Here is a 26,682-nt window from a genome sequence, read left to right as displayed (position 1 = left end):
CACTCACTTCAGGGAATTCAGCGATGAGCAAACCAACACGGGCCACAATCAGCGACGTGGCGAAAGCCGCAAACACCGGTAAAACCAGCATTTCACGCTACCTCAACGGCGAGAAACACCTGTTGTCCGATGCATTGCTCGCTCGTATTGAACAGGCCATTGCCGATCTCGACTACCGCCCGAGCCTTATGGCGCGCGGGCTCAAACGGGGTCGTACCCGTCTTATCGGGCTAATCATCGCCGATATCACCAACCCCTACTCCGTCAACGTATTGAGCGGAATTGAAGCCGCCTGTCGCGAAAAGGGCTTTACGCCGCTGGTCTGTAACACCAACAACGAAGTCGATCAGGAGCTGCATTACCTGGATCTGCTGCGCAGCTATCAGGTCGAAGGGATTGTGGTAAATGCCGTGGGCATGCGTGAAGAGGGTTTAAACCGCCTGCAGCAATCCTCCCTGCCGATGGTTCTCATCGACCGCAAAATTCCGGAATTCGCCTGCGATGTCGTCGGGCTGGATAACACTCAGGCGGCGACAACCGCCACTGAGCATCTGATTGAACAGGGCTTTGAAGCCATCCTGTTTCTGAGCGAACCTCTGGGCATGGTCAACACCCGTCGTGAGCGACTGAGCGCGTTTCGTGCCACGCTGGAGCGTTACCCCGGCGTGATTGCCGAGAATGCCGAAACGCCACTTCATGAAGCCGATCAGCTCGACAATACCCTGCGGCAGTTCCACACCCGCCATCGCGGAATGCGTAAAGCCGTTATCTCTGCCAACGGGGCGCTGACCCTGCAGGTCGCCCGCTCGCTTAAGCGCATTGGCCTGCACTGGGGAAGCGATATCGGTCTGCTGGGGTTCGACGAACTCGAGTGGGCAGAACTGGCTGGCGTCGGGATCACCACCCTCAAACAACCCACCTGGCAGATTGGCTATGCCGCTGTTGAACAAGTGGTTCGTCGTATTGAAGGCACCAGCGATGCCGTTCGCGAGCAGGTATTTTCCGGCGAGTTGATTGTTCGCGGCTCCACCGCCCGTTAATTTTCCCTTGTGATACCGATCATAAATTCAACATCCTGACCTTTTCTTTGGAACCGGTTCCATCTAGCGTAATAGTATTGATGTATTGCGATGGAGTCCGACGATGGGCAGAAAAATCATGGTGGTCACCGCCGCGTATGGCGCGGAACAGGTGCGACAGGCAGGTGGTCAACGGGCAATGCTGCCCGTCATTGCGGGCGCGGGTGCCGACGGCGTCGAGATCCGCCGCGAGTTGTTCAACAGCGAAGAGCTGCTGGCGCTGCCCGCGCTGGGTGAATCCATTGAGTTGCTGGGCCTGCTGGCATGCTACTCCGCCCCTGCGGCCCTGTTTATGCCCGATGGCACCCTCAACCCTGACCTGCCCCGTTATCTCAGCGAAGCCAGTACCCTGAATGCGCTGTGGCTCAAGGTCTCGCTGGGTCATTTCAGCGACACCCAGCCGCTTCACGCCCTGCGTGCCCTGCTCGATGAAAGCGGTATGGCCCTGGTGGTGGAAAACGACCAGACCGACTGCGGCCAGCTTGCGCCGATGCAGCGCTTCAAAGCCGCCTGCCGGGACATGGCGCTGCCCGTCACGCTGACGTTCGACATGGGCAACTGGCTGTGGGTGGGCGACTCCCCGGAAGAAGCCGCGCACCATCTGGCCTCCGCAGTGAGCTATATCCACGTTAAAGCCGCCGTGCCGCATAAAGAAAATTTCCGCGCCGTGGCGCCGGATCGGGCCGATGCGCGCTGGCTGGATCTGCTTTGTCAGCTGCCCGCCGATGCCCCGCGTGGTATCGAGTTCCCGCTGGAAGGGGCGGATTTAACCGCCGTCACCCGTCATTACGTAAACCTGCTGCGTGAGGAGTAAACCATGCACAAGACGCTGGATGTGATCACTATCGGCGAAGCCATGGCGATGTTTGTCGCCACCGAAACGGGCGACCTGAGTACGGTGGAGCACTTTATCAAACGCGTGGCGGGGGCTGAGCTGAACGTTGCGACCGGCCTGGCGCGCCTGGGTCTGAACGTCGGCTGGGTCAGCCGCGTGGGTGATGACAGCTTTGGCCATTTCGTTCTCGATTCGCTGAAAAAAGAGGGCATTGATGCTTCCGGCGTCACCCTCGATGGACGCTTCCCGACCGGTTTCCAGCTTAAATCGAAAGTCGAAAATGGAACCGATCCCATTGTAGAGTATTTCCGTAAAGGGTCTGCGGCGAGCCACCTCTCAGTCGAGGATTACCACGCCCACTATTTCGCCTCCGCACGCCATCTGCATCTGAGCGGCGTGGCGGCTGCGCTCTCTGCCAGCTCGTATGCATTACTGGATCATGCCGCAACCACCATGAAGGCTCAGGGGAAAACGATCTCATTCGATCCTAACCTGCGCCCGGTGCTGTGGAAAAGCGAAGCGGAAATGATCGAGAAGCTGAACCGTCTGGCGTTTCAGGCTGACTGGGTTCTGCCGGGCGTGAAAGAAGGCATGATCCTGACCGGTAAAAACACCCCTGAAGGGATTGCCGATTTTTACCTTAACAAAGGGGTAAAAGCGGTGGTGCTGAAAACCGGCGCCGATGGCGCCTGGTTTAAAACGGCTAACGGCGAGCAAGGCGCAGTCGCGGCCGTGAAGGTCGATAACGTGGTTGATACCGTCGGCGCTGGCGATGGTTTTGCCGTGGGAGTCATTAGTGCCCTGCTGGAAGGCAAACCGCTGCAGCAGGCCGTCGCCCGGGGCAATAAAATTGGCTCGCTGGCAATCCAGGTGCAGGGCGACAGTGAAGGATTACCGACCCGCGCGCAGCTGAACGAATAAATTCCGTTTCCCTCCCCCTCTCCTCAGGTAGGTCAGGGGGAAACAAAACAAACCACCGTGTACCCTACATACAACGGCGGTACAAACCTCAACAACAGAGGCAAGCCTATGAACAGTTCGACCAATGCAGTAAAACGCTGGTGGTACATCATGCCAATCGTGTTTATCACGTACAGCCTGGCGTACCTTGATCGTGCCAACTTCAGTTTCGCGTCCGCGGCAGGGATCACCGAAGACCTGGGGATCACCAAAGGTATCTCTTCGTTGCTGGGTGCCCTTTTCTTCCTGGGCTACTTCTTCTTCCAGATCCCCGGCGCTATCTATGCGGAGCGTCGCAGCGTCCGCAAATTGATTTTCGTTTGCCTGATCCTGTGGGGTGCCTGCGCCTCACTGACCGGCGTGGTGAATAATATTCCTGCTCTGGCAGCCATTCGCTTTATTCTTGGGGTCGTTGAGGCAGCGGTAATGCCCGCGATGCTGATTTATATCAGCAACTGGTTTACCAAATCCGAACGCTCACGAGCCAATACTTTCCTGATCCTCGGTAACCCGGTCACCGTGCTGTGGATGTCGGTGGTTTCTGGCTACCTGATCCAGTCCTTCGGCTGGCGTGAAATGTTCATTATCGAAGGGGTACCAGCGGTTATCTGGGCATTCTGCTGGTGGATGCTGGTAAAAGATAAACCTGCGCAGGCGAAATGGCTCTCCGAAGATGAAAAAGCCGCTCTGCAGGCGCAGCTGGATAAAGAACAGCAAGGCCTGAAAGCAGTGCGTAACTACGGCGAAGCATTCCGCTCACGTAACGTGATTCTGCTCTGCGCCCAGTATTTCACCTGGAGCATTGGCGTGTACGGTTTCGTACTGTGGCTGCCATCGATTCTCCGCAATGCCGGTGAAAACCTTGGCATGGTGGAAGTGGGCTGGCTGTCATCCGTGCCTTACCTCGCAGCAACAATCGCCATGATCATTGCGTCATGGGCATCGGACAAAATGCAGAACCGTAAGCTGTTTGTCTGGCCGCTGCTGCTGATCGCTGCCTTTGCCTTCATTGGTTCCTGGGCCGTCGGCGCGAACCATTTCTGGGTCTCTTACACCCTGCTGGTGATTGCGGGCGCGGCAATGTACGCCCCTTATGGACCGTTCTTTGCGATCATCCCGGAGATGCTGCCGCGTAACGTGGCAGGCGGCGCGATGGCACTGATTAACAGTATGGGGGCGCTGGGCTCGTTCTGCGGCTCCTGGTTTGTGGGTTACCTGAACGGAGCAACCGGCAGCCCGTCCGCATCGTACATATTTATGGGGGTAGCGCTTTTCGCCTCCGTGTGGCTTACTCTGATTGTTAAGCCTGCTAATAATCAACAATTACCTGTCGGCGCACGCCACGCCTGAATCCTTAAAAATCAACGGAGATTAGCATGAAGCTGTCCGTCATTTTGTATAAAGCACTGCCGGAAGATCTGCAGAAACGCCTTGAGGAACACTTCACCGTTACCCAGGTGAAGAACCTCAGCCCGGAAACCGTGGCACAGCACGCCGATGCGTTCGCCAGCGCCGAAGGTTTGCTGGGTTCAAGCGAAAAAGTGGATGTCGCCCTGCTGGAGAAAATGCCGAAGCTTCGTGCTACCTCTACCGTTTCCGTGGGCTATGACAACTTCGACGTGGATGCCCTTAATGCCCGCAAGATCCTGTTGATGCATACGCCACATGCGCTGACGGAGACCGTGGCCGACACGCTGATGGCGCTGGTCCTCAGCACGGCGCGTCGTGTGGTCGAAGTGGCCGATCGCGTTAAAGCTGGCGAATGGACAAAAAGCATTGGTCCGGACTGGTTTGGGGTGGATGTTCATGGCAAAACGCTGGGCATCGTTGGCATGGGCCGTATTGGCCTGGCCCTGGCGCAGCGCGCACATTTTGGTTTTAACATGCCGATTCTGTATAACGCGCGTCGTCATCACAGTGAAGCCGAAGAACGTTTTAACGCCCGCTACTGCGAGCTGGATACACTGCTGCAGGAAGCCGATTTTGTCTGTCTGATCCTGCCGCTGACGGACGAAACCCGTCATCTTATCGGTAAAGAGGCGTTTGAAAAAATGAAGAAAACGGCCATTTTCATCAACGCGGGTCGTGGCCCGGTGGTGGATGAGAAGGCGTTGATTGAGGCTCTGCAACAGGGTGAGATCCACGCTGCCGGTCTTGACGTGTTTGAACAGGAACCGCTGCCGGTGGACTCCCCGTTGCTTTCATTGCCCAACGTGGTGGCCCTGCCCCACATCGGCTCAGCAACCCATGAAACACGCTACAATATGGCTGCAACCGCGGTAGACAACCTGATCGCTGCCCTTAGCGGAAAGGTGGAAATCAATTGCGTTAACCCGCAGGTTCAGCGATAGAAATGAAAAAACCCGCCAGAAGGCGGGTTTTTAAAATTTGTGCTACTGGGTTGGAAGCTTACAGGCTTACAACGTTACCAGCTGCTGGGCCTTTAGCGCCGCTTTCGATGGTGAAGGAAACTTTCTGACCTTCATCCAGAGATTTGTAGCCTTCGTTCTGGATAGCAGAGAAGTGTACGAACACGTCTTTAGAGCCATCGTCAGGAGTGATGAAGCCGAAACCTTTATCAGCGTTGAACCATTTTACCAGACCAGTCATTTTAGCAGACATAGAATTACCTTAATTAACAAATATATTGTGCCTTCCGGCTTGATGGATTGTGTTACAGATTTTTAAGCGATGAAGGAAGGGTCACTACGAAGGGTATCTATGGATAACAATCTGGACTGCTTTACTAAACTGCTTTAGGTCTGTGTAACAAACCGACCTGTATAGTTATACCGATGTGGTAGAAGAATAACAAGCGTTATTTTCGCCCGGAATAAAAAACCCCGCCTGAGGCGGGGTTTTCCGATTTATTCTGTGGCAGCGACCGCTGCACTCCACGCCTGACTAAAGGCCTGGTGCTGGGAGGCCAGTGGCCCAATCAGCGCATTATACTGGCTTGCCTGCTGCGAGGTCGGGAACTGAATACCGTTGGCCACAAAGCTCACCTGAGTGCCCTGCTGGGAGATGAAGTCCCCCACCTGAACCAGCTGCTGCGTGAAAATTTGCGCGGCCGGGATCAGCGGTTGCATCGCTTCAGAAGGTTTCGACACCACTTTCTCATACACTTTGTCGAAGACCGGTTTGAGATCGTCGCCCTGCTTCAGCGCGGAACGTGACGCGTCCGCCTGCATTTTCGCATTCTGCAGCTGTTGGCTCAGCACGCCGAGCGCACCGTTGGACTGGCGCAGCGGTTCACGTTGCGTCATGTAATCCTGCGGGACGCGAATAGCGTTCACGCTATCCACAACCGGACGGATACCGGAATCCATCGCCTGGCTCACCTGCTGTGAATAACCATAAAGAATGGCGTAATCAGACACGAAGGGGCCAAACTGTTTTTTCTGATCCGCAGTCAGCGTCGGCAACCGTTCACCGCTGCGCATCACCGTATTCTGTAGAAAATCGATAAACGCTTTGCGCTGATCGCCTTCTTTATCAAAACACCCACTCAGGCTAACAACCATCAACAACGCCGCAATAGGCGCAAACCAGCGAGAGCAGGACTTTCCTGTCGCCATTTCATTACTCCTTTCACCCAAAAAAGCGCACACCGGCACATGCGTGCCCGACGCTGACAAGGATAGTCCAGGTCAGCCCTGCAAGATACTCTTTTCATGCAAAACGGCTATTGCCGTTTTATTTCTTACTATTTACAAAAAAATACCTGGCGAAGCCGACATAAGCGTAATCAGGTAATTAGTCTCACCCTGGCAACGGCTGAAACGCATAAAGCGATCGTTACCGCACGATTAATCACATCCGTGACGATCCGTCGTTTGTATTAGGGACTATTCTTAACAGGCTCTCTGATGTTCTTGATCCCGGTATGTGATTTAAGAGGAGTCCTCAATGGAATATAAAGATCCTGAGCTTGAGCTGCTGAGCAGCCTGGAACAGATTATTTTTAAAGATGTACCGCAGACGTTAACCCTGCAACAAAGATCCAACCCCTTTAAAGAATATGAGCAATTGCGCAAAGGGACTGGATTAAAAACTGAAGAATTCGCCAGAGCGATGGGTGTCAGCGTGGCTATGGTGCAGGAGTGGGAGTCAAAACGCGAAAAACCCACCCCAACCGAGCTAAAGCTGATGCGCCTGATTCAGGCCAACCCTGCACTCAGCAAGCATATAGCATGATGCAGTAAAGTGAGTTACCGCCCCCGCCTTTGCGGGGGCTTGTGTTTTAAAGGGGGGCACACCGCCAACCCGCCTCTTCCCAGACCAGTTCATGCGTCAATGCTAACCCCCGCAAAAAAGCCTCATCGTGAGAAACCACCAGCAATGCCCCGGGGAAACCGGCCAGTGCGGCTTCAATCGCCTCGACCGAGGCCAGATCCAGATGGTTGGTCGGTTCATCCAGCAGTAAAAGCTGCGTAGCGTCTTCACGCCACAAGACACAGGCCAGAGCAGCCTTGAGACGTTCCCCGCCGCTCAGCTCAGCCAGCGGAAGCGCCACTTTGTCAGCGCCCAGCTGAAGCTGCGCTAAACGGGTTCGCAGCACACCCTCTTCCAGAGGTGTATGACTCAGATTGAGATGCGCCATCACCGACTGCGAAAGATCGAGCTGCGACAGATGTTGATCGAGATAAGCGCAGTTTACCGATACCTTACACGTTCCTGAGAGCGGAGCCACTTCGCCGAGAATGGCTTTTAAAAGCGTCGATTTACCGCAGCCGTTTGGCCCTTTTAGCGCCACACGCATCGGTCCGTCCATCCGCCAGTTGGTCGGCGGGAGAGTGACGTGCGGCAGCACCAGCCCCTCCATCACCAGCACCTGTTTCCCCTCTGCAATCTGGCTTCCAGGCAACGTGAACATCACCGGATTCTCCTCTTCAACTCGCTCCCGGGCCTTGTTCACCGCAGCATTCAGCGCTTCATGTTGATCGCCATGCTGTTTTTTCCAGGTGCCAATGCGCTCTTTGGCGGCCATTTTGTATCTGACCCGCTCGAACGAGGCGATATTAAGGTTATCGACCGTACGTAACGTCTTCGCCGAACGCCGCTGGCTTTCGTCATGCTCTTTTTGCATCCGTGCGCGGGTGCGTTTGCGCTCTGTTGCCGCATGTTCCAGTGCCGCACGGGCTGCCTGCTGTTCGGCGTCCCGCTGATGCGTATAGTCGTCGTAACTGCCACCGTAGTGGCGAAGACCCGAGGCGCTCAGTTCAAGAATACGCGGTACCTTCGCCAGCAGTTCACGGTCGTGGGAGGCCACCAGCACGCCCCCCTGATAACGGGCGAGCTGGTCGTAGAACCACTCACGTCCCTGCCGGTCGAGATGGTTGGTGGGTTCGTCCAGCAGCAGATAATCCGCATCAGCCGTAAACGCGCCACAGAGCAACGCGCGAATGCGCTCGCCGCCACTGAGTTCCATGGCTGATTTATCCGGGTCAAATGATGGAAGTTTTGCATGGAGAAACGCCTCGCTCAGGCGTTCTGCTACATCCCAGTGTCCGTCGAGTAACGCCAAATCATCGGGCTGGTAGTCACCGCTGTCGATGCGCTTACGCGCCGCAAAAATCGCCTCATACCCCAGCAGCTCAGCAAGCGTGGTTCGCGGGGTGATATCGGGCTGTTGTGCCACATAAGCGTGCGTTGCAAAACGTTCGATATGACCGCTGGCAGGTTCATCACACCCCGCCAGCAAACGTAGCAGACGTGTTTTACCGCTGCCGTTGCGGCCAACCAGCGCGCACAGTGACGGCGCCAGAGAAAGATTCAGCGGACCAAAAAGGGTATCGCCCGTCGCAAACTGACAGGTCACCTGATGCAAAATAAAAGAAGGGGATTGCGCAAAATGAGCCATAAGCACTCCTGAATGAAATCAAAACATCCCCTGCCGACGCGGTCGCGTTTAGCAAGGATCGAAATTCATCAGTCGTGTTTGTTCATTTTCGGGATGCGCTCCTGAGGGAGAAATATAACGAGAAACAGGATAACGGTAATTTGCTGACCATTTCAAGGTGAATTTTTAGGCAATTGCACTGCGCTTACCTGGCCCACGAAAAAACGAGACATAAAAAAACCCGCCGAAGCGGGTTTTTCTCATCTGCTGGCCCGTCACCGGGCACATGCACGTTACTGCAGCAGCGAAATATCCGCCACGCGCAGGAACAGCTCACGCAGTTTTTCGAGCATAGAGAGACGGTTGATACGCAGCTCTTTATCTTCCACGTTCACCATCACTTTCTCGAAGAAGGCATCGATGACATCACGCAGTTCCGCCAGCTCCACCAGGGCTTCCTGGTAGCGGCCTTCGGCGAAATACGGCTCCAGCTTGTCACGCAGTACCACAACCTGCATCGCCAGGGCGATCTCTTCTGGCTCTTTCAGCGTCGCAGCGTTGACACGCTCGTTCAGCGTTTCGTCGGATTTCGCCAGAATGTTAGAGACACGCTTGTTAGCCGCGGCCAGTGCAGATGCCGCTTCCAGCGTACGGAAGTGGGAAACCGCCTTCATACGCGCATCGAAATCTGCCGGACGGGTTGGACGACGTGCCAGTACCGCCTGAATGGTATCGACGGTGTAACCTTCGTCCTGATACCACGCACGGAAGCGACCAAGCATAAAGTCGATCACATCGTCGACCACGTTGGCGTTGGTCAGCTTATCACCGTACAGACGTACCGCTTCTTCAGTCAGGGTCTGCAGATCCAGGTTCAGGTTCTTTTCAACGATGATACGCAGCACGCCCAGGGCAGCACGACGCAGCGCAAACGGGTCTTTGTCGCCTTTTGGATGCTGGCCGATGCCAAAGATACCTGCAAGGGTGTCCATCTTATCGGCAATCGCGACCGCACAGGCCACCGGATTAGACGGCAGCGCGTCACCCGCGAAACGCGGCTGATACTGCTCGTTCAGGGCCACGGCCACATCTTCCGCTTCACCGTCGTGACGCGCGTAGTGCATCCCCATCACACCCTGGGTGTCGGTAAATTCGAACACCATATTGGTCATCAGGTCACACTTGGACAGTAAACCCGCGCGCGTTGCGTGGTTCACATCCGCACCGATTTCACGTGCGATCCAGCCAGACAGCTCCGCAATACGGTCAGTCTTGTCGCGCAGCGTACCCAGCTGTTGCTGGAACAGCACGGTCTGCAGACGTGGCAGGTGATCTTCCAGACGCTTTTTACGGTCGGTGTTGAAGAAGAACTCGGCATCCGCCAGACGTGGACGCACCACTTTCTCGTTACCGGAGATAATCTGGATCGGATCTTTTGATTCAATGTTCGCCACGAAGATGAAGTTTGGCAGCAGCTTGCCGTCGTTGGCGTAAACCGGGAAGTACTTCTGGTCACCCTTCATGGTGTACACCAGCGCTTCAGCCGGCACGGCCAGGAATTTCTCTTCGAACTTCGCGGTCAGTACCACTGGCCATTCAACCAGAGAGGTCACTTCTTCCAGCAGGCTGTCGCTCAGATCCGCTTTACCGCCAATCTTACGCGCCGCGTCTTCCGCATCCGCCTTGATTTTGGCTTTACGCTGTTCGTAGTCAGCAATAACTTTACCGCGCTCCAGCAGGATCTGCGGATACTGGTCAGCATTGTCGATGGTGAACTCAGGCTCGCCCATGAAGCGGTGCCCACGGATCACGCGATCGGACGCCACACCCAGGATGGTAGCCGGAATAACAGTATCGCCCAGCAGCAGCGTCACGGTGTGCACAGGACGCACGAAGTGCACGTCGCTTGCGCCCCAGCGCATCAGTTTTGGAATCGGCAGCCTGGCCAGCGACGTGGCGATCATGTCAGGCAGCAGCGCTTGCGCACTTTCACCTTTCACATGTGCACGGTACAGCAGCCACTCGCCTTTATCGGTGGTCAGACGCTCAGCCTGATCGACGGTGATACCACAACCACGCGCCCAGCCTTCAGCCGCTTTGCTTGGCTTGCCTTCAGCATCAAACGCCTGAGCAATCGCCGGGCCACGTTTTTCAACTTCACGATCCGGCTGAGACGCCGCCAGGTTCGCCACTTTCAGCGCCAGACGACGCGGAGCAGCAAACCATTCAATTTTACCGTGTGCCAGGCCAGCGTTATCCAGCTCAGCAGTCACGTTCGCAGCAAAAGATTCAGCCAGGCTGCGCAGGGCTTTTGGTGGCAGCTCTTCGGTGCCAATTTCCACCAGGAAAGTTTTCTCAGACATGGCCGCCTCTTATTTGTTTCGGTTGCACATCGGGAAGCCAAGGGCTTCACGGGACGCATAGTACGCTTCTGCAACGGCTTTGGTCAGGGTACGAATACGCAGAATGTAGCGCTGACGTTCAGTCACGGAGATGGCTTTGCGGGCGTCCAGCAGGTTGAAGCTGTGGGCGGCCTTCAGAATACGCTCGTAAGCAGGCAGCGGCAGCGGAGACTCCAGCGCCAGCAACTGCTGCGCTTCTTTCTCGTACTGCTCGAAGCAGGTGAACAGGAAGTCCACATCCGCGTATTCGAAGTTATAAGTGGATTGCTCCACTTCGTTCTGATGGAACACGTCGCCGTAGGTGGTTTTACCCAGCGGGCCGTCGCTCCAGACCAGGTCGTAAACGCTGTCTACGCCCTGAATATACATGGCCAGACGTTCCAGACCGTAGGTGATTTCGCCGGTAATCGGTTTACATTCCAGACCGCCAACCTGCTGGAAGTAAGTGAACTGCGTCACTTCCATACCGTTCAGCCACACTTCCCAACCCAGACCCCAGGCACCGAGCGTTGGGTTCTCCCAGTTATCTTCCACGAAACGGATGTCGTGAATGGTTGGATCCATACCCAGCTCTTTCAGTGACCCGAGGTACAGTTCCTGAATGTTGTCTGGCGATGGCTTAATCACCACCTGGAACTGATAGTAATGCTGCAGACGGTTCGGGTTTTCGCCGTAACGGCCATCGGTCGGACGACGTGAAGGTTGCACATAAGCAGTCGCCATTGGCTCCGGCCCCAACGCGCGTAAGCTGGTCATTGGGTGTGAAGTGCCTGCGCCTACTTCCATGTCCAAAGGTTGAACAATGGTACAGCCCTGACGAGCCCAGTAATCCTGTAAGGTCAGGATCAGGCCCTGGAAGGTCTTGGTATCAAACTTTTGCATAGTATGTCGTGCTGGATACGTGTGGTTTTAAATGGAAGGGACCAGTATACCCGCTGCCTGCAAGATATACAGTACGAAACGGGTTTGTTTAGGGAAAATTGGGGAAATAAGCCACCACGCCAGGCAGCTGCCGGCGTCTGGCTGTTGATTAAGCGAGCGGCTTAGCGCATGGAGAGATGTAAAAACTGACCGTCTGCGTCAAACGAACAGACAAAGCCCTCTTTACGGGACGTATGGCCTTTCAGCTCATAACTCCCCTGGAATCGCTCAAATCCGGTGACATCAATGTTCTGCGCATCCGAGTTATAGCGGCGCGCAGCCTGATCCTTACAGAACTGCTCCATATTCAGGGAGCGTTCCGGGCTGATTTTTCCCTGCTGTGCTTTTTGCACGGGTGCAGAGGGTGGCGTACTGCATCCTGCCAGGATAAACAGCAGAAAGAGTGACGCCGCACGCTTCATCATCATTTTTATTACCGCCCTGTTCAGTGGCTGTTATTTTTAGTAGCAAAGCTTTTATAGATTATGCCCTGGCATTCTGCGAACCTCGCGGCTTTCAAACAAGGCTGCTCAATAAAACTCAGAATTTTCCAGAGAGAGGCTTCAATACAATCGCAGTCACACTGAATTTACAAGGGATGATGAGGAACTGATGTCGTCAAAAATTAGCTGGATTGATAATCTGCGAGGAATAGCGTGTCTGATGGTGGTCATGATCCACACGACGACCTGGTATGTCACCAATGCGCACAGTATCAGCCCTGTTAACTGGGATATAGCCAATATTCTTAACTCCGCGTCGCGGGTCAGTGTGCCGTTGTTCTTTATGATTTCCGGCTTTCTCTTTTTTGGCGATCGTAGCGCGCAACCGCGTCATTTTATCCGCATCGCCGCCTGCCTGGGCTTCTACAGCGCCGTGGCCTTGCTCTATATCACCCTGTTCACCTCGATTAACGCCGGGCTATCACTCAAATACCTTCTGCAAAAACCCGTCTTCTACCATCTGTGGTTTTTCTTCGCCATTATCGTTATCTATCTGGTTTCCCCACTGATTCAGGTGAAAACCGTGAGCGGGAAAATGCTGCTGGCGCTGATGGTGGTCATTGGCATCATAGCCAACCCGAATACGGTCTCGCAGAAAATTGATGGTTTTGAATGGTTACCGGTCAATCTCTATATCAACGGCGATACCTTTTACTACGTACTCTACGGCATGCTGGGGCGAGCTATCGGGATGATGGACACCCAAAAACGCGGCATGAACGGGCTATGTGCAGCGCTGTTTATCATCGGCGTGATCGTGATTTCGCGTGGGACGCTGCATGAACTGCAATGGCGCGGCAATTTTGCCGATACCTGGTACCTGTATTGCGGCCCGATGGTCTTCATCTGTGCCGTATCCCTGCTTACGCTCGTCAAAAACACCCTGAACGCACGCCCCCTTCCGGTGCTGAGCGTTATCTCCCGGCACTCGCTCGGAATATACGGTTTTCACGCGCTGGTGATCCACGCCCTGAGAACGAGAGGGGTCGAGTTCAAAAGCTGGCCGGTGCTGGATATCCTGTGGATTTTCACCGTCACGCTGATGGCGAGCCTGCTGCTGTCAATGCTGCTGCAGAAGGTCGACACCCGCCGCTTCGTCAGTTAACGCTGCGCTGTCGGGCACGATGATACTGGCGCGGGGAGGAAAACCCCGCAGCCAGTGAGGCCTGTTCCACGCCACGCCCTTGCAACAGCCACTGTTCAGCCACCGCCAGACGCAACTGCTCCAGATAGTCGCGAACGCTTATCCCTAAATGCGTCTGAAAAAGCCGCGTTAAATGGCGCGGGCTGACATGCGCCAGAGCGGCAATCTCGGGTAAAACCCAGGCTTTGTGCGGCTCGGTGGTAAGCGCGTCCTGCGCACGATGAATGGCCGGGTGAAGATGATTGCGGTAGCGTAACCATGGCGACAGCTGGGGATCGTCCCCGGAGCGACGAAACCAGACCACCATTTCGCGCGCCACGGCCAGCGCTTTTTCTGCGCCACACAGGCGGTTAATCATATGCAGCGCCAGGTCGATGCCCGAGGTGATGCCGGCGCTGGTCCAGATATTCTCATCCTGCACGAAGATCCGGTTTTCTTTGATGATTGCCGTCGGAGCCGCCGTACGCAAACGGCTTATAACGTCATGATGCGTTGTGCACTGCCGGTGGTTCAGCAAGCCCGATTTTGCCGCCAGCAACGCCCCTGAACAGACACACATGACGGTGATATCCTGACGATGAATTTTTGGCTGCAGGCGCATTAACCAGTGCTGGATCAGCTGCGCCTGCGGCGTTGAAAACTGAAAGCGGGAGTCGCTTACCCCCGGCAGTACCAGCAAACTGCCCTCAGGCAGGCTTTCCGGCAGCGGCTGAATACCGCCCATCATCAGACCAATCGACGTCGGAACCTCTGCCTGCGGACCAATGTAATGCAGGCGAAACGCGTCCCCGGCCAGCACAAAGGTCTCTGCCGGGCCCGTCATGTCTAATGACAGCACCCCGGGCAACATCACAAACCAGACGTCGATGCTCATTACAGTGACTCCAGCGTCTCCGCAACCGTTTTAATGTCGGCAAACCGCCCGGCCAGTACCGTCTCGGTACGATGACGCAGTTCCTCTGCGCTCAGGGTTATCCCCTTGTGCGTCATTGGAAACGTGAGCGTTGCCTCGCTAACAAAGGTCACAGCATAGCCCAGATCGGATGCCACCCGCGCAGTGGTTTCACAGCATTGTTCCGTGCGAATGCCGCACACGATGAGCTGATTAATGTCTCGCTCACGCAGCCAGCGGTCAAGCCCGGTATCCGTGAACGCATTATGGACGTGTTTCTGGAAGACCACGTCCGGCTGATGACGTAAAAAGGCCATCGGTTTGACATAGCCGCTTTGCAGTGTGAACGGACCGTCTTCATCTACATGGAAAATATCAACGACAGGAATGCCACGCGCCTGGCAGCCCTCAATCAGCCCCAGCATCGCCTGCTGAAAGGCAGGAATTTCGTCCTCCTGCCAGTAATGACGATGATGAAAAGACTGCTGAGTATCGATGTTGATTAATGCAGTACGTGACATGTTGAATCTCCTCGCCAGTGGGTATGACACCATACTGGCAAGGAAATGAAGGCCCGCACAGACCAAAAAAGGACAACCTCGTGCCTCTGACAGACAACCGTATTTACGACATCAGCGGCAGCAGCTGTTGGTAGATTTTGCGAAAGACCTCGCGTCTTTGCGCATAACGCGCATGACGTGCCGCGTCAGGCAGATGCGCCTGTTCCAGTTGAAGCTGCGGTAACAGCTGAGAAAGCGGCGTTTCCGGGTTCATGGCAATCTGTGCCAGTCGCGCTGCACCGAGCGCAGGCCCCACATCACCACCGGTACGAAAATCGAGCTGCAGTCCGCTGATATCAGACAGCATCTGGCGCCAGTAGCTGCTACGCGCACCGCCGCCAATCAGGGTGATACTCGCCGGCGTCACACCGCAGTCATGTACCACGTCCATTCCGTCCGCCAGGGCATATCCCACGCCTTCCAGAACGGCACGAGCCAGTTCCGCCGGGCCATGCTGATGGGTTAACCCAAAGAATACCCCTTTCGCTTCCGGGTTGTTATGCGGCGTGCGCTCGCCGGAAAGATAGGGTAAAAACCAGACGGTACCCGCACTTTCATCCGCCTGCTGTGCAGCAGCAATCAGTGCCGGAACATCAGCCATCCCGGTCAGTTTCGCGGCCCAGTCAAGGCAAGAGGCGGCGCTCAACATAACCGACATCAGATGCCATTTTCCCGGCAGCGCATGGCAGAAACTGTGAACGGCACTTTCAGGATTACTGCGATAACCCTCGCTGACCGCAAAATAGACGCCAGACGTTCCCAGCGAAAGCATCGCCTGCCCGGCGTCCACCATCCCGACCCCCACGGCACCCGCCGCGTTGTCACCGCCACCGGCCACCACCGGGACAGCAGGCATATTCCAGCGTTCTGCGACGGCAGGCTGTAAGGTACCCGTTATCTCACTGCCCTCATAGAGCGCTGGCATATGTTCGCGAGTCAGGTGGCAGGCATCGAGCATGGCCTCGCTCCAGTCACGTTTGGCCACGTCGAGCCACATCGTGCCGGCAGCGTCGGACATGTCGCTGGCGAAATCACCCGTCATGCGAAAACGCAGATAATCTTTTGGCAGTAAAACTTTCGCCACCTGACGGAAAATTTCCGGCTCATGGCGGTGTACCCACAGTAACTTTGGTGCGGTAAAACCGGGCATCATCAGGTTGCCGGTAATACTGCGGGAGGTGGGTACTCGCTCTTCAAGGAGTGCGCACTCTTCTGCACAGCGACCATCGTTCCAGAGAATGGCCGGTCGCAGAACGTGATGCTGACTGTCCAGTAACGTCGCGCCGTGCATTTGCCCGGCAATGCCGAGGGCTTTGACGTCACGCAGACTGTGCTGTTCACCTAGCGCTTTGATTGCACGATCCGTTGCCAGCCACCACTGCTCCGGATCCTGTTCCGACCATAGCGGATGCGGACGTGAGACCTGCAGCTTTTCTGTCTGCGTTGCTAACACGTCGCCCTGCTCGCTTAACAGGATGGCTTTCACACCCGATGTGCCAAGATCAATCCCGATATACATTCGGTGACTCCTTTAACAGAAATGCCCGGTGGCGCGACGCTTACCGGGCTTACGTGATTATCTACTCGCTGTTATTTATCAAACAGGTAGTGATTAACCAGGTTTTCCAGCAGCTCCTGATGCCCGCTCTGATGCTGCGGTGCCAGTTGATGTTGTTCAGCGTACTTCGCGACGTCCGCAAGCGATAACTGGCCTTTCAAAATTTGCTGACCCAGCTCACTGTTCCAGCCGCTATAACGCTTCGCGACACGTTTATCCAGTTCACCGTCTTCAATCATACGGGCGGCGACTTTGAGCGCCAGCGCCATGGTATCCATTGCGCCAATATGGCCATAGAACAGGTCGTATTTGTCGGTGCTCTGACGGCGCACTTTGGCATCGAAGTTCAGCCCGCCGGTGGTGAAACCACCCGCTTTGATAATTTCATACATCACCAGCGCATTCTCTTCCACGCTGTTCGGGAACTGGTCGGTATCCCAACCCAGTTGCGCATCGCCGCGGTTAGCATCAACAGAACCGAAGATACCCAGCGCGATAGCAGACGCAATCTCGTGATGGAAAGAGTGGCCGGCCAGCGTGGCATGGTTGGCTTCAATGTTAACTTTGATCTCTTTTTCCAGGCCGAACTGTTTCAGGAAGCCGTACACGGTAGCAACGTCGTAGTCGTACTGGTGCTTAGTAGGTTCCTGAGGCTTCGGTTCGATCAGCAGCGTACCGCGGAAACCGATTTTGTGTTTATGGTCGACCACCATCTGCATAAAGCGGCCAATCTGCTCGCGCTCCTGACGCAGGTCGGTGTTGAGCAGGGTTTCATAGCCTTCACGACCGCCCCACAGCACATAGTTTTCGCCGCCCAGCTGATGCGTGGCGTTCATTGCGGTAACCACCTGCGTTGCCGCCCAGCTAAACACTTCCGGATCAGGATTGGTTGCCGCACCCGCGCCATAGCGTGGGTTGGTAAAACAGTTGGCCGTGCCCCACAGCAGCTTCACGCCGCTTTGCTGCTGTTTAGCCGCCAGCACATCCACCATCTGCGCGAAATTGTTCAGATACTCTTTCAGTGAGGCGCCTTCCGGCGACACATCCACGTCATGGAAGCAGTAGTACGGCACGTTCAGCTTGTGGAAGAATTCAAAGGCGACATCGGCTTTACGCTTCGCCAACTCGATGGCCTCACCCGGCTGCTGCCATGGACGGTCAAAGGAACCCACGCCGAACATATCGGCTCCGTTCCAGCAGAAGGTATGCCAGTAACAGGCGGCAAAGCGCAAATGATCTTCCATGCGCTTACCCAGCACCAGCTCATCCGGGTTGTAGTGACGAAATGCTAAAGGATTGGTTGTTTTCGGGCCTTCGTAACGAACACGATCGAGTTGGTCGAAATAAGCTTGCATATTGAGCTCCATAATCAGGGTATGCGGCGAGTCGTTGATACAGGAGTAATAGTGAATAGACATTTTGGCTTGCTCAATTACGTTATTTCACACTGCTATTGAGAGAATGCACAACTGTGCGCTGGCTCGCAAAATAATGCGCAGGCAAACTATTTTTCGGTCCCTCTTCCATAATCAAATGTAATTAAGACGTTACGTATTTTAAAATTCGATCGCGGTCATAAATTCAGAAATAAACCAAATATCATAATGCGAAGATAAAAATCTGTAATTGCCAGCCCGCCTTTCCCCGTTAAAAATTTGCTGCGTCCCAGCAGTGAATGTTTCTTTTATCTCAGCAACACATACCCCTACAAAAAGGCCCTATAATTATGAAGATAAAGAACCTGTCCCTTACTCTCTGCACTACGCTCCTCCTTGCAAGCTTTGCCGGACATGCCAAGGAAGTCAAAATTGGCATGGCGATTGACGATCTGCGCCTTGAACGCTGGCAGAAAGATCGCGATATTTTTGTGAAAAAAGCGGAATCACTTGGCGCGAATGTGTTTGTGCAATCCGCGAACGGCAACGAAGAAACGCAAATGTCGCAAATTGAGAATATGATCAACCGCGGCGTCGATGTGCTGGTCATTATCCCTTATAACGGCCAGGTATTAAGTAACGTCGTTAAAGAAGCCAAACAAGAAGGCATAAAAGTCTTAGCCTATGACCGCATGATTAATAATGCGGATATCGATTATTATATTTCGTTCGACAATGAAAAAGTGGGTGAATTACAGGCTAAAAGCCTGATCGACAAAGTACCTCAGGGCAATTATTTCCTGATGGGCGGCTCGCCGGTTGATAACAACGCCAAGCTGTTCCGCGAAGGGCAAATGAAAGTCCTGAAGCCGTATATCGACAGCGGTAAGATTAAAGTGGTCGGCGATCAGTGGGCGGATGGCTGGCTGCCAGAAAACGCGCTGAAAATCATGGAAAACGCCTTAACCGCCAACAACAACAAAATCGATGCTGTCGTCGCATCCAACGATGCCACCGCAGGGGGCGCAATCCAGGCACTCAGCGCCCAGGGGCTGGCAGGAAAAGTGGCTATTTCGGGTCAGGATGCCGACCTCGCGGGCGTCAAACGCATCATGGCAGGCACACAAACCATGACCGTCTACAAACCGATTACCCAGCTTGCGAATACGGCGGCGGAAATTGCCGTGGAGCTGGGAAATGGTAAGCAACCTAAGGCAGACGCGACGCTGAATAACGGGCTTAAAGATGTTCCGGCTCGTCTGCTCACCCCCATTGAAGTCAATAAAGAGAACATTGACGCCACCGTCATTAAAGACGGTTTCCACAAGAAGAGTGAACTGTAATCCAGCGCGCCCCTGATCTGCGGGGGCGCATCGAGTTGTACTGTTCTTCCCTCGGGTCATGTGGAGCAGTTATGCCTTATTTACTTGAAATGAAAAGCATCACCAAGCGCTTTGGCGTGGTGAAAGCGGTCGACAACGTCAGTCTGCGGCTCAATCCCGGCGAAGTGGTCTCGCTGTGTGGCGAAAACGGATCGGGCAAATCGACGTTGATGAAAGTGTTGTGTGGGATCTACCCGCACGGCAGTTACGAAGGCGAAATTGTCTTTGCCGGTGAAGTGATTCAGGCGACACACATTCGCGATACCGAACGCAAAGGCATCGCCATCATCCACCAGGAGCTGGCGCTGGTGAAGCACCTCACCGTGCTGGAGAACATTTTTCTGGGGGCCGAAATTTCACGTCATGGCGTACTGGATTACGACACCATGACGCTACGCTGTGAAAAACTGCTGGCCCAGGTAAGTCTCGCGATCTCCCCGGATACGCGCGTCGGTGATCTTGGCCTCGGGCAACAACAGCTGGTTGAAATCGCCAAGGCGCTGAACAAACAGGTAAGGCTGCTGATCCTCGATGAGCCAACGGCCTCCCTCACCGAGCAGGAAACGGCCGTCCTGCTCAATATCATTCGCGATCTGCAAAACCACGGCATTGCGTGCATCTACATTTCGCACAAGCTCAATGAGGTAAAAGCCATTTCGGACACCATCTGTGTGATCCGCGACGGTCAGCACATCGGCACACGTGAAGCTGCCGGCATGAGTGAAGATGACATTATCACCATGATGGTGGGGCGCGAGCTCACGGCGCTCTATCCAAACGAACCGCACACCACGGGTGACGAAGTGTTACGCGTGGAAAACCTCACCGCGTGGCATCCCGTTAACCGCCACATCAAGCGCGTTAATGACGTCTCGTTTTCCCTTCACAGCGGCGAAATCCTCGGTATTGCGGGGTTAGTCGGGGCCGGGCGCACTGAAGCCGTCCAGTGCCTGTTTGGCGTGTGGCCGGGCCGCTGGGAAGGCCGTATTTTTATCGACGGACAGCCGGTAAAAATCGAAAACTGCCAGCAGGCGATTGCCCACGGTATTGCCATGGTACCGGAGGATCGCAAGAAAGATGGCATCGTCCCGGTCATGGCGGTGGGTAAAAACATCACGCTTGCCGCGCTCGATAGGTTCTCCGGTGCGCTGAGCAGCCTCGATGATGCTGCTGAGCAGCAGTGCATTCTCCAGTCGCTCGCCAGACTCAAGGTCAAAACATCCTCCCCGGAACTGGCCATTGGACGTCTGAGCGGGGGCAACCAGCAGAAGGCAATCCTGGCGCGCTGCCTGCTCCTCAACCCACGCATATTGATCCTGGACGAGCCGACGCGTGGGATCGATATCGGCGCCAAGTACGAAATCTACAAACTGATTAATCAGCTTGTACAGCAAGGGATTGCCGTCATTGTCATCTCGTCTGAGTTACCCGAAGTGCTCGGCCTGAGCGATCGCGTGCTGGTCATGCACGAGGGAAAACTGAAAGCCAATCTGATTAACCAGAACCTGACGCAGGAGCAGGTGATGGAAGCCGCTTTAAGGAGCGAACGTCATGTCGAAAAGCAATCCGTCTGATATTAAAGTCGCTGTTCCGACGCCCGGCGCGTTTGCCGGGCTAAAAGCGCTGAACCTGCAGGTTTTCGTGATGATCGCGGCGATTATTGCCATCATGTTGTTCTTTACCTGGATGACCGATGGCTCGTACTTAAGCGCGCGTAACGTCTCTAACCTGCTGCGTCAGACTGCCATTACCGGCATCCTCGCGGTGGGCATGGTATTCGTGATTATCTCGGCGGAAATCGACCTGTCGGTGGGGTCGATGATGGGTCTGCTTGGTGGCGTGGCGGCCATTTTTGACGTCTGGCTTGGCTGGCCACTGCCGCTGACCATTGCGGTTACGCTGGTGCTGGGCCTGCTGCTGGGCGCCTGGAACGGCTGGTGGGTTGCCTACCGTAAAGTCCCGTCGTTCATTGTCACGCTGGCGGGGATGCTGGCCTTCCGCGGGATCCTAATTGGCATCACCAACGGCACCACCGTCTCCCCTACCAGCGCAGCCATGTCACAAATTGGTCAGAGCTACCTCGCCGATAGCGTCGGCTTTACCTTCGGTGTGATTGGGTTGCTGGCGTTTGTGGCCTGGCAGTGGCGTGGGCGAATGCGCCGTCAGGCGTTGGGTCTGCCATCGCCAGCGTCAACGTCCACAGTCGGTCGCCAGGCACTCACTGCGGTCATTGTACTGGGCGCAATCTGGCTTCTGAACGACTATCGCGGTGTCCCGACGCCGGTATTGCTGCTGGCACTGTTGCTGCTGGCCGGGATGTTTATGGCCACGCGTACCGCGTTTGGCCGCCGTGTTTATGCCATCGGCGGCAACCTTGAGGCTGCTCGTCTTTCAGGGATCAACGTCGAGCGCACCAAACTCGCCGTCTTCGCCATTAACGGCCTGATGGTTGCTATCGCCGGGTTGATCCTCAGCTCGCGTCTGGGGGCGGGTTCTCCCTCGGCCGGGAACATCGCCGAGCTGGATGCTATCGCCGCCTGCGTCATTGGCGGCACCAGCCTCGCAGGCGGTGTCGGCAGCGTGGCAGGCGCGGTGATGGGGGCATTTATTATGGCTTCGTTGGATAACGGGATGAGTATGATGGACGTCCCGACGTTTTGGCAGTATATCGTCAAGGGGGCCATTCTTTTGCTGGCAGTCTGGATGGACTCTGCAACCAAGCGACGAGCCTGATAACAATATTGTGACTTATTTGGGAAGTTAGCCATGTTTGAAAAGCGTCACCGCATCACGTTGTTATTCAATGCCAACAAAGCCTACGACCGTCAGGTGGTGGAGGGCGTTGGTGAATATTTGCAGGCGTCGCAATCCGAGTGGGATATTTTTATCGAAGAAGATTTCCGAACCCGTCTCGAAAACATCAAAGAGTGGCTGGGCGATGGGGTCATCGCTGACTACGACGACCCCGTCATTGAGCAATTGCTGACTGACGTCGACGTTCCGATTGTTGGCGTCGGCGGGTCTTACCATGCGCCCGAGCACTATCCGCCGGTTCACTATATCGCCACCGATAACCATGCGCTGGTTGAGACCGCCTTCCTGCATTTGAAAGAGAAAGGCGTCCATCGCTTCGCGTTTTATGGTTTACCGTCAACCAGCGGCAAGCGCTGGGCAGTTGAGCGCGAACATGCTTTCTGCCAGCTTGTCGCGCAGGAGAAGTACCGCGGCGTGGTTTATCAGGGGCTGGAGACCGCGCCGGAAAACTGGCAGCACGCGCAAAACCGACTGGCGGACTGGCTGCAAACCCTGCCGCCGCAAACCGGCATCATTGCCGTCACGGATGCTCGTGCCCGCCACGTTTTGCAGGTCTGCGAACATTTACACATTCCGGTGCCGGAAAAACTGTGCGTCATTGGCATCGATAACGAGGAGCTGACGCGTTACCTCTCTCGCGTGGCGCTCTCGTCCGTTGCACAGGGTACGCGTCAGATGGGCTATCAGGCAGCGAAGTTACTGCATCGTCTGCTGGATAAAGAAGCGTTGCCGCTTCAGCGCTTACTGGTTCCCCCAGTCCGCGTAGTCGAACGCCGTTCAACGGATTACCGCTCCTTAAGCGACCCGGCAGTTATTCAGGCCATGCACTACATTCGCAACAACGCCTGCAAAGGGATTAAGGTCGATCAGGTGCTGGACTCGGTGGGCATTTCCCGTTCGAATCTGGAGAAGCGGTTTAAAGAGGAAGTGGGCGAAACCATTCATGCGGTCATCCACGCCGAGAAACTGGAGAAAGCACGCAGCCTGCTGATCTCCACCTCATTGTCGATCAACGAAATCTCACAGATGTGCGGTTACCCGTCGCTGCAATATTTTTATTCGGTGTTCCGAAAGGAGTATGAAAGTACGCCAAAAGAGTACCGGGAGCGTCACAGCGAAGTGATGATGTAGAAAAAAGAGAAAAAAAAAACGCCTTCCGATGGAAGGCGTTTTTTTGAATTACATATGTGCGGCGATTAAGCGCTGGTTATCCTGGTACATCGCGAACAGATAGTTGTTATAGCTCTGTCCCTTGGTCGAATAACCTTTCAGCTTGTGGATCATCGTGCTGGCCGTCACTTCCTGATCCGCTTTACGCAGCTGAGCGCGCGATTTACGGAACGATGAGTAGGCCGGATGCGTGTTCAGATTCACCACGTAGGCATTCACGGAATCTTTCACCGATTCAAACTGAGAATAGCCTTTCACCTTACCTGGTGCATTGTTACAACGCCCCTTGATACATTTCATACCAAACAGGTTGTTGTTATTACGCGCCAGTTTCGAGGTACCCCAGCCACTTTCTGCTGCAGCCATGGTCGCAACCATGCTCCCCGGGATAATGTCGACACGCTCTAAGAGAGAGTTCCACGGCACACGGCGCGTGTTACCGTTCCAGCTCACCTTGTAGCGTTTGGTGATATCTTTCAGACGCGCGCGTTCTGATGGCGACCAACGGCTGTCGTACTGTTTGGCAATCAACCAGTTACGATCCGCAGTAATCGCGGCGTTTTGACTTGTGATGTAAGGCATTACCGTCCGGAGAAACGCTTTTTTCCTTGGTGTTCCGGAAGGGTATTTTCGCAAATCAGGAAGTGAACTACTCTTTGCACTATTGCGAGAATACTCTTGTTTACTGCTAACCTTACTACTTGTCGTCTTTATTACGTGGGCTTTCTTACTCGTTGTATCCGTGTGCGTCTTCGCAAGCACCTCACCCGAAAATGCCATGGTGAGTAACATGAGTATCGCGGCCCCATATCGTCGAATGGGAGTCGATATCATTAGGTCTCCTGGTCGGATATAAACATTCCAACACCTTATTTTTTTCACAAATTTGAGAGCGGAATCTCAAATCATAACAAAAATAGACTGCAAGAGCACGTATAGAAATAGTCCAATTCCGAAACTATGTCACCTGAAACCTGCTCACATAAGCATCAATTATGAAAAATTGTGCGCGAACTCGCAGATAACTTCCTAATTTTGCGCGGGATCACTCATCCTCACGCGTCATCCTTGCAGAAAGCCCCGGGGGATGAGTTTTTACCCAACACCTGATGGCACACTGGTCAAAAATGCCGCGACAGGAAAATGGAATGAAACGCACCGCATTAGCTTTTCTGATGTTACCCGCACTGGCTCATGCTGACTGGTCATCACCGGGTTTCAACGCCTTGAGCGCCGAAGGTACCGGGATATTCACCAGCCAGGCAAAGCTTGCGAAGGGTACTCGCCCTCTTACGCTGAGTTTTGACAACACGTGCTGGCAGCCAACGGATGCAATAAAACTCAATGAGATGCTGTCGCTTAAAAAATGTGACGGCACGCCGCCGCAGTGGCGACTGTTCCGCGACGGCGAGTATCAGATACGTGTCGATACCCGCTCCGGTACGCCCACACTGATGCTGACTATTCAGAGCGCAGCGGAACCGTCGCTTGCAAACGTTACCCGCCAGTGTCCGAAGTGGGACGGTAAACCCCTGACGCTTGAAGTTGGCAACGATTTCCCGGAAGGATCGGTGGTCCGTGATTTCTACAGCAAACAGACTGCAACAGTGCAGAATGGGAAAATCACCCTGCAACCCGCCGCCAACAGCAACGGTCTGCTGCTGCTTGAACGCGCTGAGACCGACAAACCCGCGCCCTTTAGCTGGCAAAACGCCACCGTCTATTTCGTGCTGACTGACCGCTTTGTCAACGGCGATCCCTCTAACGATAACAGCTATGGACGCCACAAAGATGGCATGCAGGAGATCGGCACCTTCCACGGTGGCGATCTCAAGGGGCTTACAACCCGGCTCGATTATTTACAGCAGCTGGGCGTGAATGCGCTCTGGATAAGCTCCCCGCTGGAGCAGATCCACGGCTGGGTTGGCGGTGGCACCAAAGGTGACTTCCCCCACTACGCCTATCATGGCTACTACACCCAGGACTGGACCACGCTTGATGCCAACATGGGCACCGAAGATGATTTACGCCACCTTGTCGATGAAGCGCATAAACGCGGGATCCGCATCCTGTTTGATATCGTCATGAACCACACGGGTTACGCGACGCTCGCAGACATGCAGGCGTTCCAGTTCGGGGCCCTTTATCTGCAGGGTGATGAACTGAAAAAAACGCTGGGCGAGCACTGGACGGACTGGAAGCCGGGAGCAGGCCAAAGCTGGCACAGCTTCAACGATTACATCAACTTCAGCGACAAAGCCGCCTGGGAAAAATGGTGGGGTAAAAAGTGGATCCGCACCGACATTGGCGATTATGACAATCCCGGCTTCGACGATTTAACCCTGTCGCTGGCGTTCCTGCCGGACCTGAAAACGGAGTCGACGACCCCTTCCGGTTTACCTAATTTCTATCAACATAAACCCGATACCCACGCGAAGGCCATTTCGGGCTACACCCCGCGTGATTACCTGACCCACTGGCTCAGCCAGTGGGTACGTGACTATGGCATTGACGGTTTCCGTGTGGATACGGCAAAACACGTGGAACTCGAGGCCTGGCAGCAGTTGAAAGATCAGGCAAGCCAGGCGCTGGCAGCCTGGAAAGGCGCGAACCCCGACAAAAAACTCGACAATACCCCGTTCTGGATGACCGGCGAGTCATGGGGCCACGGCGTGATGCAAAGCGATTATTACCGCCACGGGTTTGACGCGATGATCAACTTTGATTATCAGGAGCAGGCAGCAAAAGCGGTCGGTTGTCTGGCGGACATCGACCTGACCTGGCAGCAGATGGCGGAAAAACTGCAAAGCTTCAATGTCCTGAGCTATCTCTCGTCGCATGACACACGCCTTTTCCGTGAAGGCGGCCAGCGTGCCGCAGAGCTGCTCCTGCTCGCCCCGGGCAGCGTACAAATTTACTACGGAGATGAATCCGAGCGGCCATTCGGACCGACAGGGTCCGATCCATTACAGGGCACCCGCTCGGATATGAACTGGCAGGACGTGACGGGCAAGCAGGCCTTAACTGTCGCCCACTGGCAGGTTCTGGGCCAGTTCCGCGCCCGTCATCCCGCAATAGGTGAAGGCAAACAAACCACGCTGTCGCTGAAAGAAGGCTACGGCTTCGTTCGCGAGCACAATGGCGATAAGGTCATGGTGGTGTGGGCGGGTAATCAATAACGACGCAAACCGGTTCCCTCTCCCCCTCCGGGAGAGGGATATTTCACCAGAACAATCCACTACCT

Annotated in this window: 23 protein-coding genes; 12 read left to right on the top strand and 11 right to left on the bottom strand. The window is 54.9% G+C overall.

The window, feature by feature from the left end:
- The first annotated feature begins 23 nt into the window (after positions 1-23).
- From JTA15_RS18675 to ghrB, 5 genes are all read left to right on the top strand, one after another.
- Complete coding sequence (locus tag JTA15_RS18675) at positions 24-1,040, top strand: LacI family DNA-binding transcriptional regulator (RefSeq protein WP_014168136.1); 1,017 nt, start codon at positions 24-26, stop codon at positions 1,038-1,040.
- Positions 1,041-1,143: 103 nt separating this feature from the next.
- Positions 1,144-1,893 carry a sugar phosphate isomerase/epimerase gene (locus JTA15_RS18670; protein ID WP_025206423.1) on the top strand — a complete coding sequence of 250 codons (750 nt, stop codon included), beginning with the start codon at positions 1,144-1,146 and terminating at the stop codon, positions 1,891-1,893.
- 3 nt (positions 1,894-1,896) lie between these two features.
- A complete protein-coding gene (locus tag JTA15_RS18665; RefSeq protein WP_025206424.1) occupies positions 1,897-2,835 on the top strand; it encodes a sugar kinase in 939 nt (312 codons plus the stop codon).
- 108 nt (positions 2,836-2,943) lie between these two features.
- The gene (locus tag JTA15_RS18660; protein WP_020882640.1) at positions 2,944-4,224 is read left to right on the top strand and encodes an MFS transporter; all 1,281 of its coding nucleotides are present in this window, start codon (positions 2,944-2,946) and stop codon (positions 4,222-4,224) included.
- 26 nt (positions 4,225-4,250) lie between these two features.
- Positions 4,251-5,225: a glyoxylate/hydroxypyruvate reductase GhrB gene (gene ghrB, locus JTA15_RS18655; RefSeq protein WP_219372588.1), complete on the top strand. Its 975-nt coding sequence runs from the start codon at positions 4,251-4,253 to the stop codon at positions 5,223-5,225.
- A gap of 58 nt (positions 5,226-5,283) precedes the next feature.
- Here ghrB and cspA read toward each other — a convergent pair whose 3' ends face one another.
- Positions 5,284-5,496 (bottom strand): RNA chaperone/antiterminator CspA, encoded by a 213-nt coding sequence (cspA, locus tag JTA15_RS18650; protein WP_014168131.1) that lies wholly within the window; start codon positions 5,494-5,496, stop codon positions 5,284-5,286.
- 245 nt (positions 5,497-5,741) lie between these two features.
- Entirely contained in the window at positions 5,742-6,452 is a 711-nt protein-coding gene (locus JTA15_RS18645; RefSeq protein WP_020882641.1) for a DUF3053 domain-containing protein, read from the bottom strand.
- 331 nt (positions 6,453-6,783) lie between these two features.
- Between JTA15_RS18645 and JTA15_RS18640 the strand changes: the two genes are divergently transcribed.
- Positions 6,784-7,071: an HTH-type transcriptional regulator gene (locus JTA15_RS18640; RefSeq protein WP_014168128.1), complete on the top strand. Its 288-nt coding sequence runs from the start codon at positions 6,784-6,786 to the stop codon at positions 7,069-7,071.
- Positions 7,072-7,117: 46 nt separating this feature from the next.
- Here the strand turns inward: JTA15_RS18640 and JTA15_RS18635 are convergent, their stop codons facing one another.
- The 4 genes from JTA15_RS18635 to JTA15_RS18620 all read right to left on the bottom strand — a co-directional run bounded on the left by JTA15_RS18635 (position 7,118) and on the right by JTA15_RS18620 (position 12,467).
- Positions 7,118-8,737 (bottom strand): ABC-F family ATP-binding cassette domain-containing protein, encoded by a 1,620-nt coding sequence (locus JTA15_RS18635; protein WP_041162369.1) that lies wholly within the window; start codon positions 8,735-8,737, stop codon positions 7,118-7,120.
- A 272-nt stretch (positions 8,738-9,009) separates the two neighbouring features.
- On the bottom strand, positions 9,010-11,079 hold the full coding sequence (gene glyS / locus JTA15_RS18630) for a glycine--tRNA ligase subunit beta (RefSeq protein ID WP_014168126.1): 2,070 nt from the start codon (positions 11,077-11,079) through the stop codon (positions 9,010-9,012).
- A gap of 9 nt (positions 11,080-11,088) precedes the next feature.
- A complete protein-coding gene (gene glyQ / locus JTA15_RS18625; RefSeq protein WP_014168125.1) occupies positions 11,089-12,000 on the bottom strand; it encodes a glycine--tRNA ligase subunit alpha in 912 nt (303 codons plus the stop codon).
- 161 nt (positions 12,001-12,161) lie between these two features.
- A complete protein-coding gene (locus tag JTA15_RS18620; protein WP_014168124.1) occupies positions 12,162-12,467 on the bottom strand; it encodes a YsaB family lipoprotein in 306 nt (101 codons plus the stop codon).
- 184 nt (positions 12,468-12,651) lie between these two features.
- Here JTA15_RS18620 and JTA15_RS18615 point away from each other — a divergent pair, with 184 nt between their 5' ends.
- Positions 12,652-13,647, top strand: a complete 996-nt coding sequence (locus tag JTA15_RS18615) for an acyltransferase (protein ID WP_219372587.1) — start codon at positions 12,652-12,654, stop codon at positions 13,645-13,647.
- On the opposite strand, the gene JTA15_RS18610 is transcribed toward JTA15_RS18615, so the two are convergent.
- From JTA15_RS18610 to xylA, 4 genes are all read right to left on the bottom strand, one after another.
- The gene (locus JTA15_RS18610) at positions 13,640-14,560 is read right to left on the bottom strand and encodes a GlxA family transcriptional regulator (RefSeq protein ID WP_020882644.1); all 921 of its coding nucleotides are present in this window, start codon (positions 14,558-14,560) and stop codon (positions 13,640-13,642) included. The genes JTA15_RS18615 and JTA15_RS18610 overlap by 8 nt on opposite strands.
- Positions 14,560-15,099, bottom strand: coding sequence for an isochorismatase family protein (locus JTA15_RS18605; protein WP_020882645.1), 540 nt, complete (start codon positions 15,097-15,099; stop codon positions 14,560-14,562). Before JTA15_RS18605 ends, JTA15_RS18610 begins: the two co-directional genes overlap by 1 nt.
- Positions 15,100-15,202: 103 nt before the next feature.
- The gene (gene xylB, locus JTA15_RS18600) at positions 15,203-16,657 is read right to left on the bottom strand and encodes a xylulokinase (RefSeq protein WP_219372586.1); all 1,455 of its coding nucleotides are present in this window, start codon (positions 16,655-16,657) and stop codon (positions 15,203-15,205) included.
- Between the two features lie 71 nt (positions 16,658-16,728).
- The gene (gene xylA / locus JTA15_RS18595; RefSeq protein ID WP_086462926.1) at positions 16,729-18,051 is read right to left on the bottom strand and encodes a xylose isomerase; all 1,323 of its coding nucleotides are present in this window, start codon (positions 18,049-18,051) and stop codon (positions 16,729-16,731) included.
- A gap of 371 nt (positions 18,052-18,422) precedes the next feature.
- On the opposite strand from xylA, the gene xylF reads away from it, so the two are divergent.
- The 4 genes from xylF (at position 18,423) to xylR (ending at position 23,399) form a co-directional block, all read left to right on the top strand.
- Complete coding sequence (gene xylF / locus JTA15_RS18590; protein WP_020882647.1) at positions 18,423-19,415, top strand: D-xylose ABC transporter substrate-binding protein; 993 nt, start codon at positions 18,423-18,425, stop codon at positions 19,413-19,415.
- A 71-nt stretch (positions 19,416-19,486) separates the two neighbouring features.
- The gene (locus JTA15_RS18585; protein WP_219372585.1) at positions 19,487-21,028 is read left to right on the top strand and encodes a xylose ABC transporter ATP-binding protein; all 1,542 of its coding nucleotides are present in this window, start codon (positions 19,487-19,489) and stop codon (positions 21,026-21,028) included.
- Positions 21,006-22,187, top strand: coding sequence for a xylose ABC transporter permease XylH (gene xylH / locus JTA15_RS18580; protein WP_219372584.1), 1,182 nt, complete (start codon positions 21,006-21,008; stop codon positions 22,185-22,187). The genes JTA15_RS18585 and xylH overlap by 23 nt, the downstream gene beginning before the upstream one ends.
- A 33-nt stretch (positions 22,188-22,220) precedes the next feature.
- Positions 22,221-23,399, top strand: a complete 1,179-nt coding sequence (gene xylR, locus JTA15_RS18575; protein ID WP_020882649.1) for a D-xylose utilization transcriptional activator XylR — start codon at positions 22,221-22,223, stop codon at positions 23,397-23,399.
- A 48-nt stretch (positions 23,400-23,447) separates the two neighbouring features.
- Here the strand turns inward: xylR and JTA15_RS18570 are convergent, their stop codons facing one another.
- Positions 23,448-24,272 (bottom strand): protein bax, encoded by an 825-nt coding sequence (locus JTA15_RS18570; RefSeq protein ID WP_020882650.1) that lies wholly within the window; start codon positions 24,270-24,272, stop codon positions 23,448-23,450.
- Between the two features lie 314 nt (positions 24,273-24,586).
- On the opposite strand from JTA15_RS18570, the gene JTA15_RS18565 reads away from it, so the two are divergent.
- Positions 24,587-26,617: an alpha-amylase gene (locus JTA15_RS18565; protein ID WP_219372583.1), complete on the top strand. Its 2,031-nt coding sequence runs from the start codon at positions 24,587-24,589 to the stop codon at positions 26,615-26,617.
- Positions 26,618-26,682 lie beyond the last annotated feature (65 nt).

The organism is Enterobacter sp. BIDMC 29, assembly GCF_019378755.1.
Lineage (GTDB): Bacteria > Pseudomonadota > Gammaproteobacteria > Enterobacterales > Enterobacteriaceae > Enterobacter > Enterobacter ludwigii.
This window is presented reverse-complemented; position numbering and strand designations above follow the sequence as displayed.

Bases quoted from the DNA above. Each gene is read 5' to 3' on its own strand.
- JTA15_RS18675 (WP_014168136.1), top strand. From the start codon at position 24: ATGAGCAAACCAACACGGGCCACAATCAGCGACGTGGCGAAAGCCGCA.
- JTA15_RS18670 (WP_025206423.1), top strand. From the start codon at position 1,144: ATGGGCAGAAAAATCATGGTGGTCACCGCCGCGTATGGCGCGGAACAG.
- JTA15_RS18665 (WP_025206424.1), top strand. From the start codon at position 1,897: ATGCACAAGACGCTGGATGTGATCACTATCGGCGAAGCCATGGCGATG.
- JTA15_RS18660 (WP_020882640.1), top strand. From the start codon at position 2,944: ATGAACAGTTCGACCAATGCAGTAAAACGCTGGTGGTACATCATGCCA.
- ghrB (WP_219372588.1), top strand. From the start codon at position 4,251: ATGAAGCTGTCCGTCATTTTGTATAAAGCACTGCCGGAAGATCTGCAG.
- cspA (WP_014168131.1), bottom strand. From the start codon at position 5,496: ATGTCTGCTAAAATGACTGGTCTGGTAAAATGGTTCAACGCTGATAAA.
- JTA15_RS18645 (WP_020882641.1), bottom strand. From the start codon at position 6,452: ATGGCGACAGGAAAGTCCTGCTCTCGCTGGTTTGCGCCTATTGCGGCG.
- JTA15_RS18640 (WP_014168128.1), top strand. From the start codon at position 6,784: ATGGAATATAAAGATCCTGAGCTTGAGCTGCTGAGCAGCCTGGAACAG.
- JTA15_RS18635 (WP_041162369.1), bottom strand. From the start codon at position 8,737: ATGGCTCATTTTGCGCAATCCCCTTCTTTTATTTTGCATCAGGTGACC.
- glyS (WP_014168126.1), bottom strand. From the start codon at position 11,079: ATGTCTGAGAAAACTTTCCTGGTGGAAATTGGCACCGAAGAGCTGCCA.
- glyQ (WP_014168125.1), bottom strand. From the start codon at position 12,000: ATGCAAAAGTTTGATACCAAGACCTTCCAGGGCCTGATCCTGACCTTA.
- JTA15_RS18620 (WP_014168124.1), bottom strand. From the start codon at position 12,467: ATGATGATGAAGCGTGCGGCGTCACTCTTTCTGCTGTTTATCCTGGCA.
- JTA15_RS18615 (WP_219372587.1), top strand. From the start codon at position 12,652: ATGTCGTCAAAAATTAGCTGGATTGATAATCTGCGAGGAATAGCGTGT.
- JTA15_RS18610 (WP_020882644.1), bottom strand. From the start codon at position 14,560: ATGAGCATCGACGTCTGGTTTGTGATGTTGCCCGGGGTGCTGTCATTA.
- JTA15_RS18605 (WP_020882645.1), bottom strand. From the start codon at position 15,099: ATGTCACGTACTGCATTAATCAACATCGATACTCAGCAGTCTTTTCAT.
- xylB (WP_219372586.1), bottom strand. From the start codon at position 16,657: ATGTATATCGGGATTGATCTTGGCACATCGGGTGTGAAAGCCATCCTG.
- xylA (WP_086462926.1), bottom strand. From the start codon at position 18,051: ATGCAAGCTTATTTCGACCAACTCGATCGTGTTCGTTACGAAGGCCCG.
- xylF (WP_020882647.1), top strand. From the start codon at position 18,423: ATGAAGATAAAGAACCTGTCCCTTACTCTCTGCACTACGCTCCTCCTT.
- JTA15_RS18585 (WP_219372585.1), top strand. From the start codon at position 19,487: ATGCCTTATTTACTTGAAATGAAAAGCATCACCAAGCGCTTTGGCGTG.
- xylH (WP_219372584.1), top strand. From the start codon at position 21,006: ATGTCGAAAAGCAATCCGTCTGATATTAAAGTCGCTGTTCCGACGCCC.
- xylR (WP_020882649.1), top strand. From the start codon at position 22,221: ATGTTTGAAAAGCGTCACCGCATCACGTTGTTATTCAATGCCAACAAA.
- JTA15_RS18570 (WP_020882650.1), bottom strand. From the start codon at position 24,272: ATGATATCGACTCCCATTCGACGATATGGGGCCGCGATACTCATGTTA.
- JTA15_RS18565 (WP_219372583.1), top strand. From the start codon at position 24,587: ATGAAACGCACCGCATTAGCTTTTCTGATGTTACCCGCACTGGCTCAT.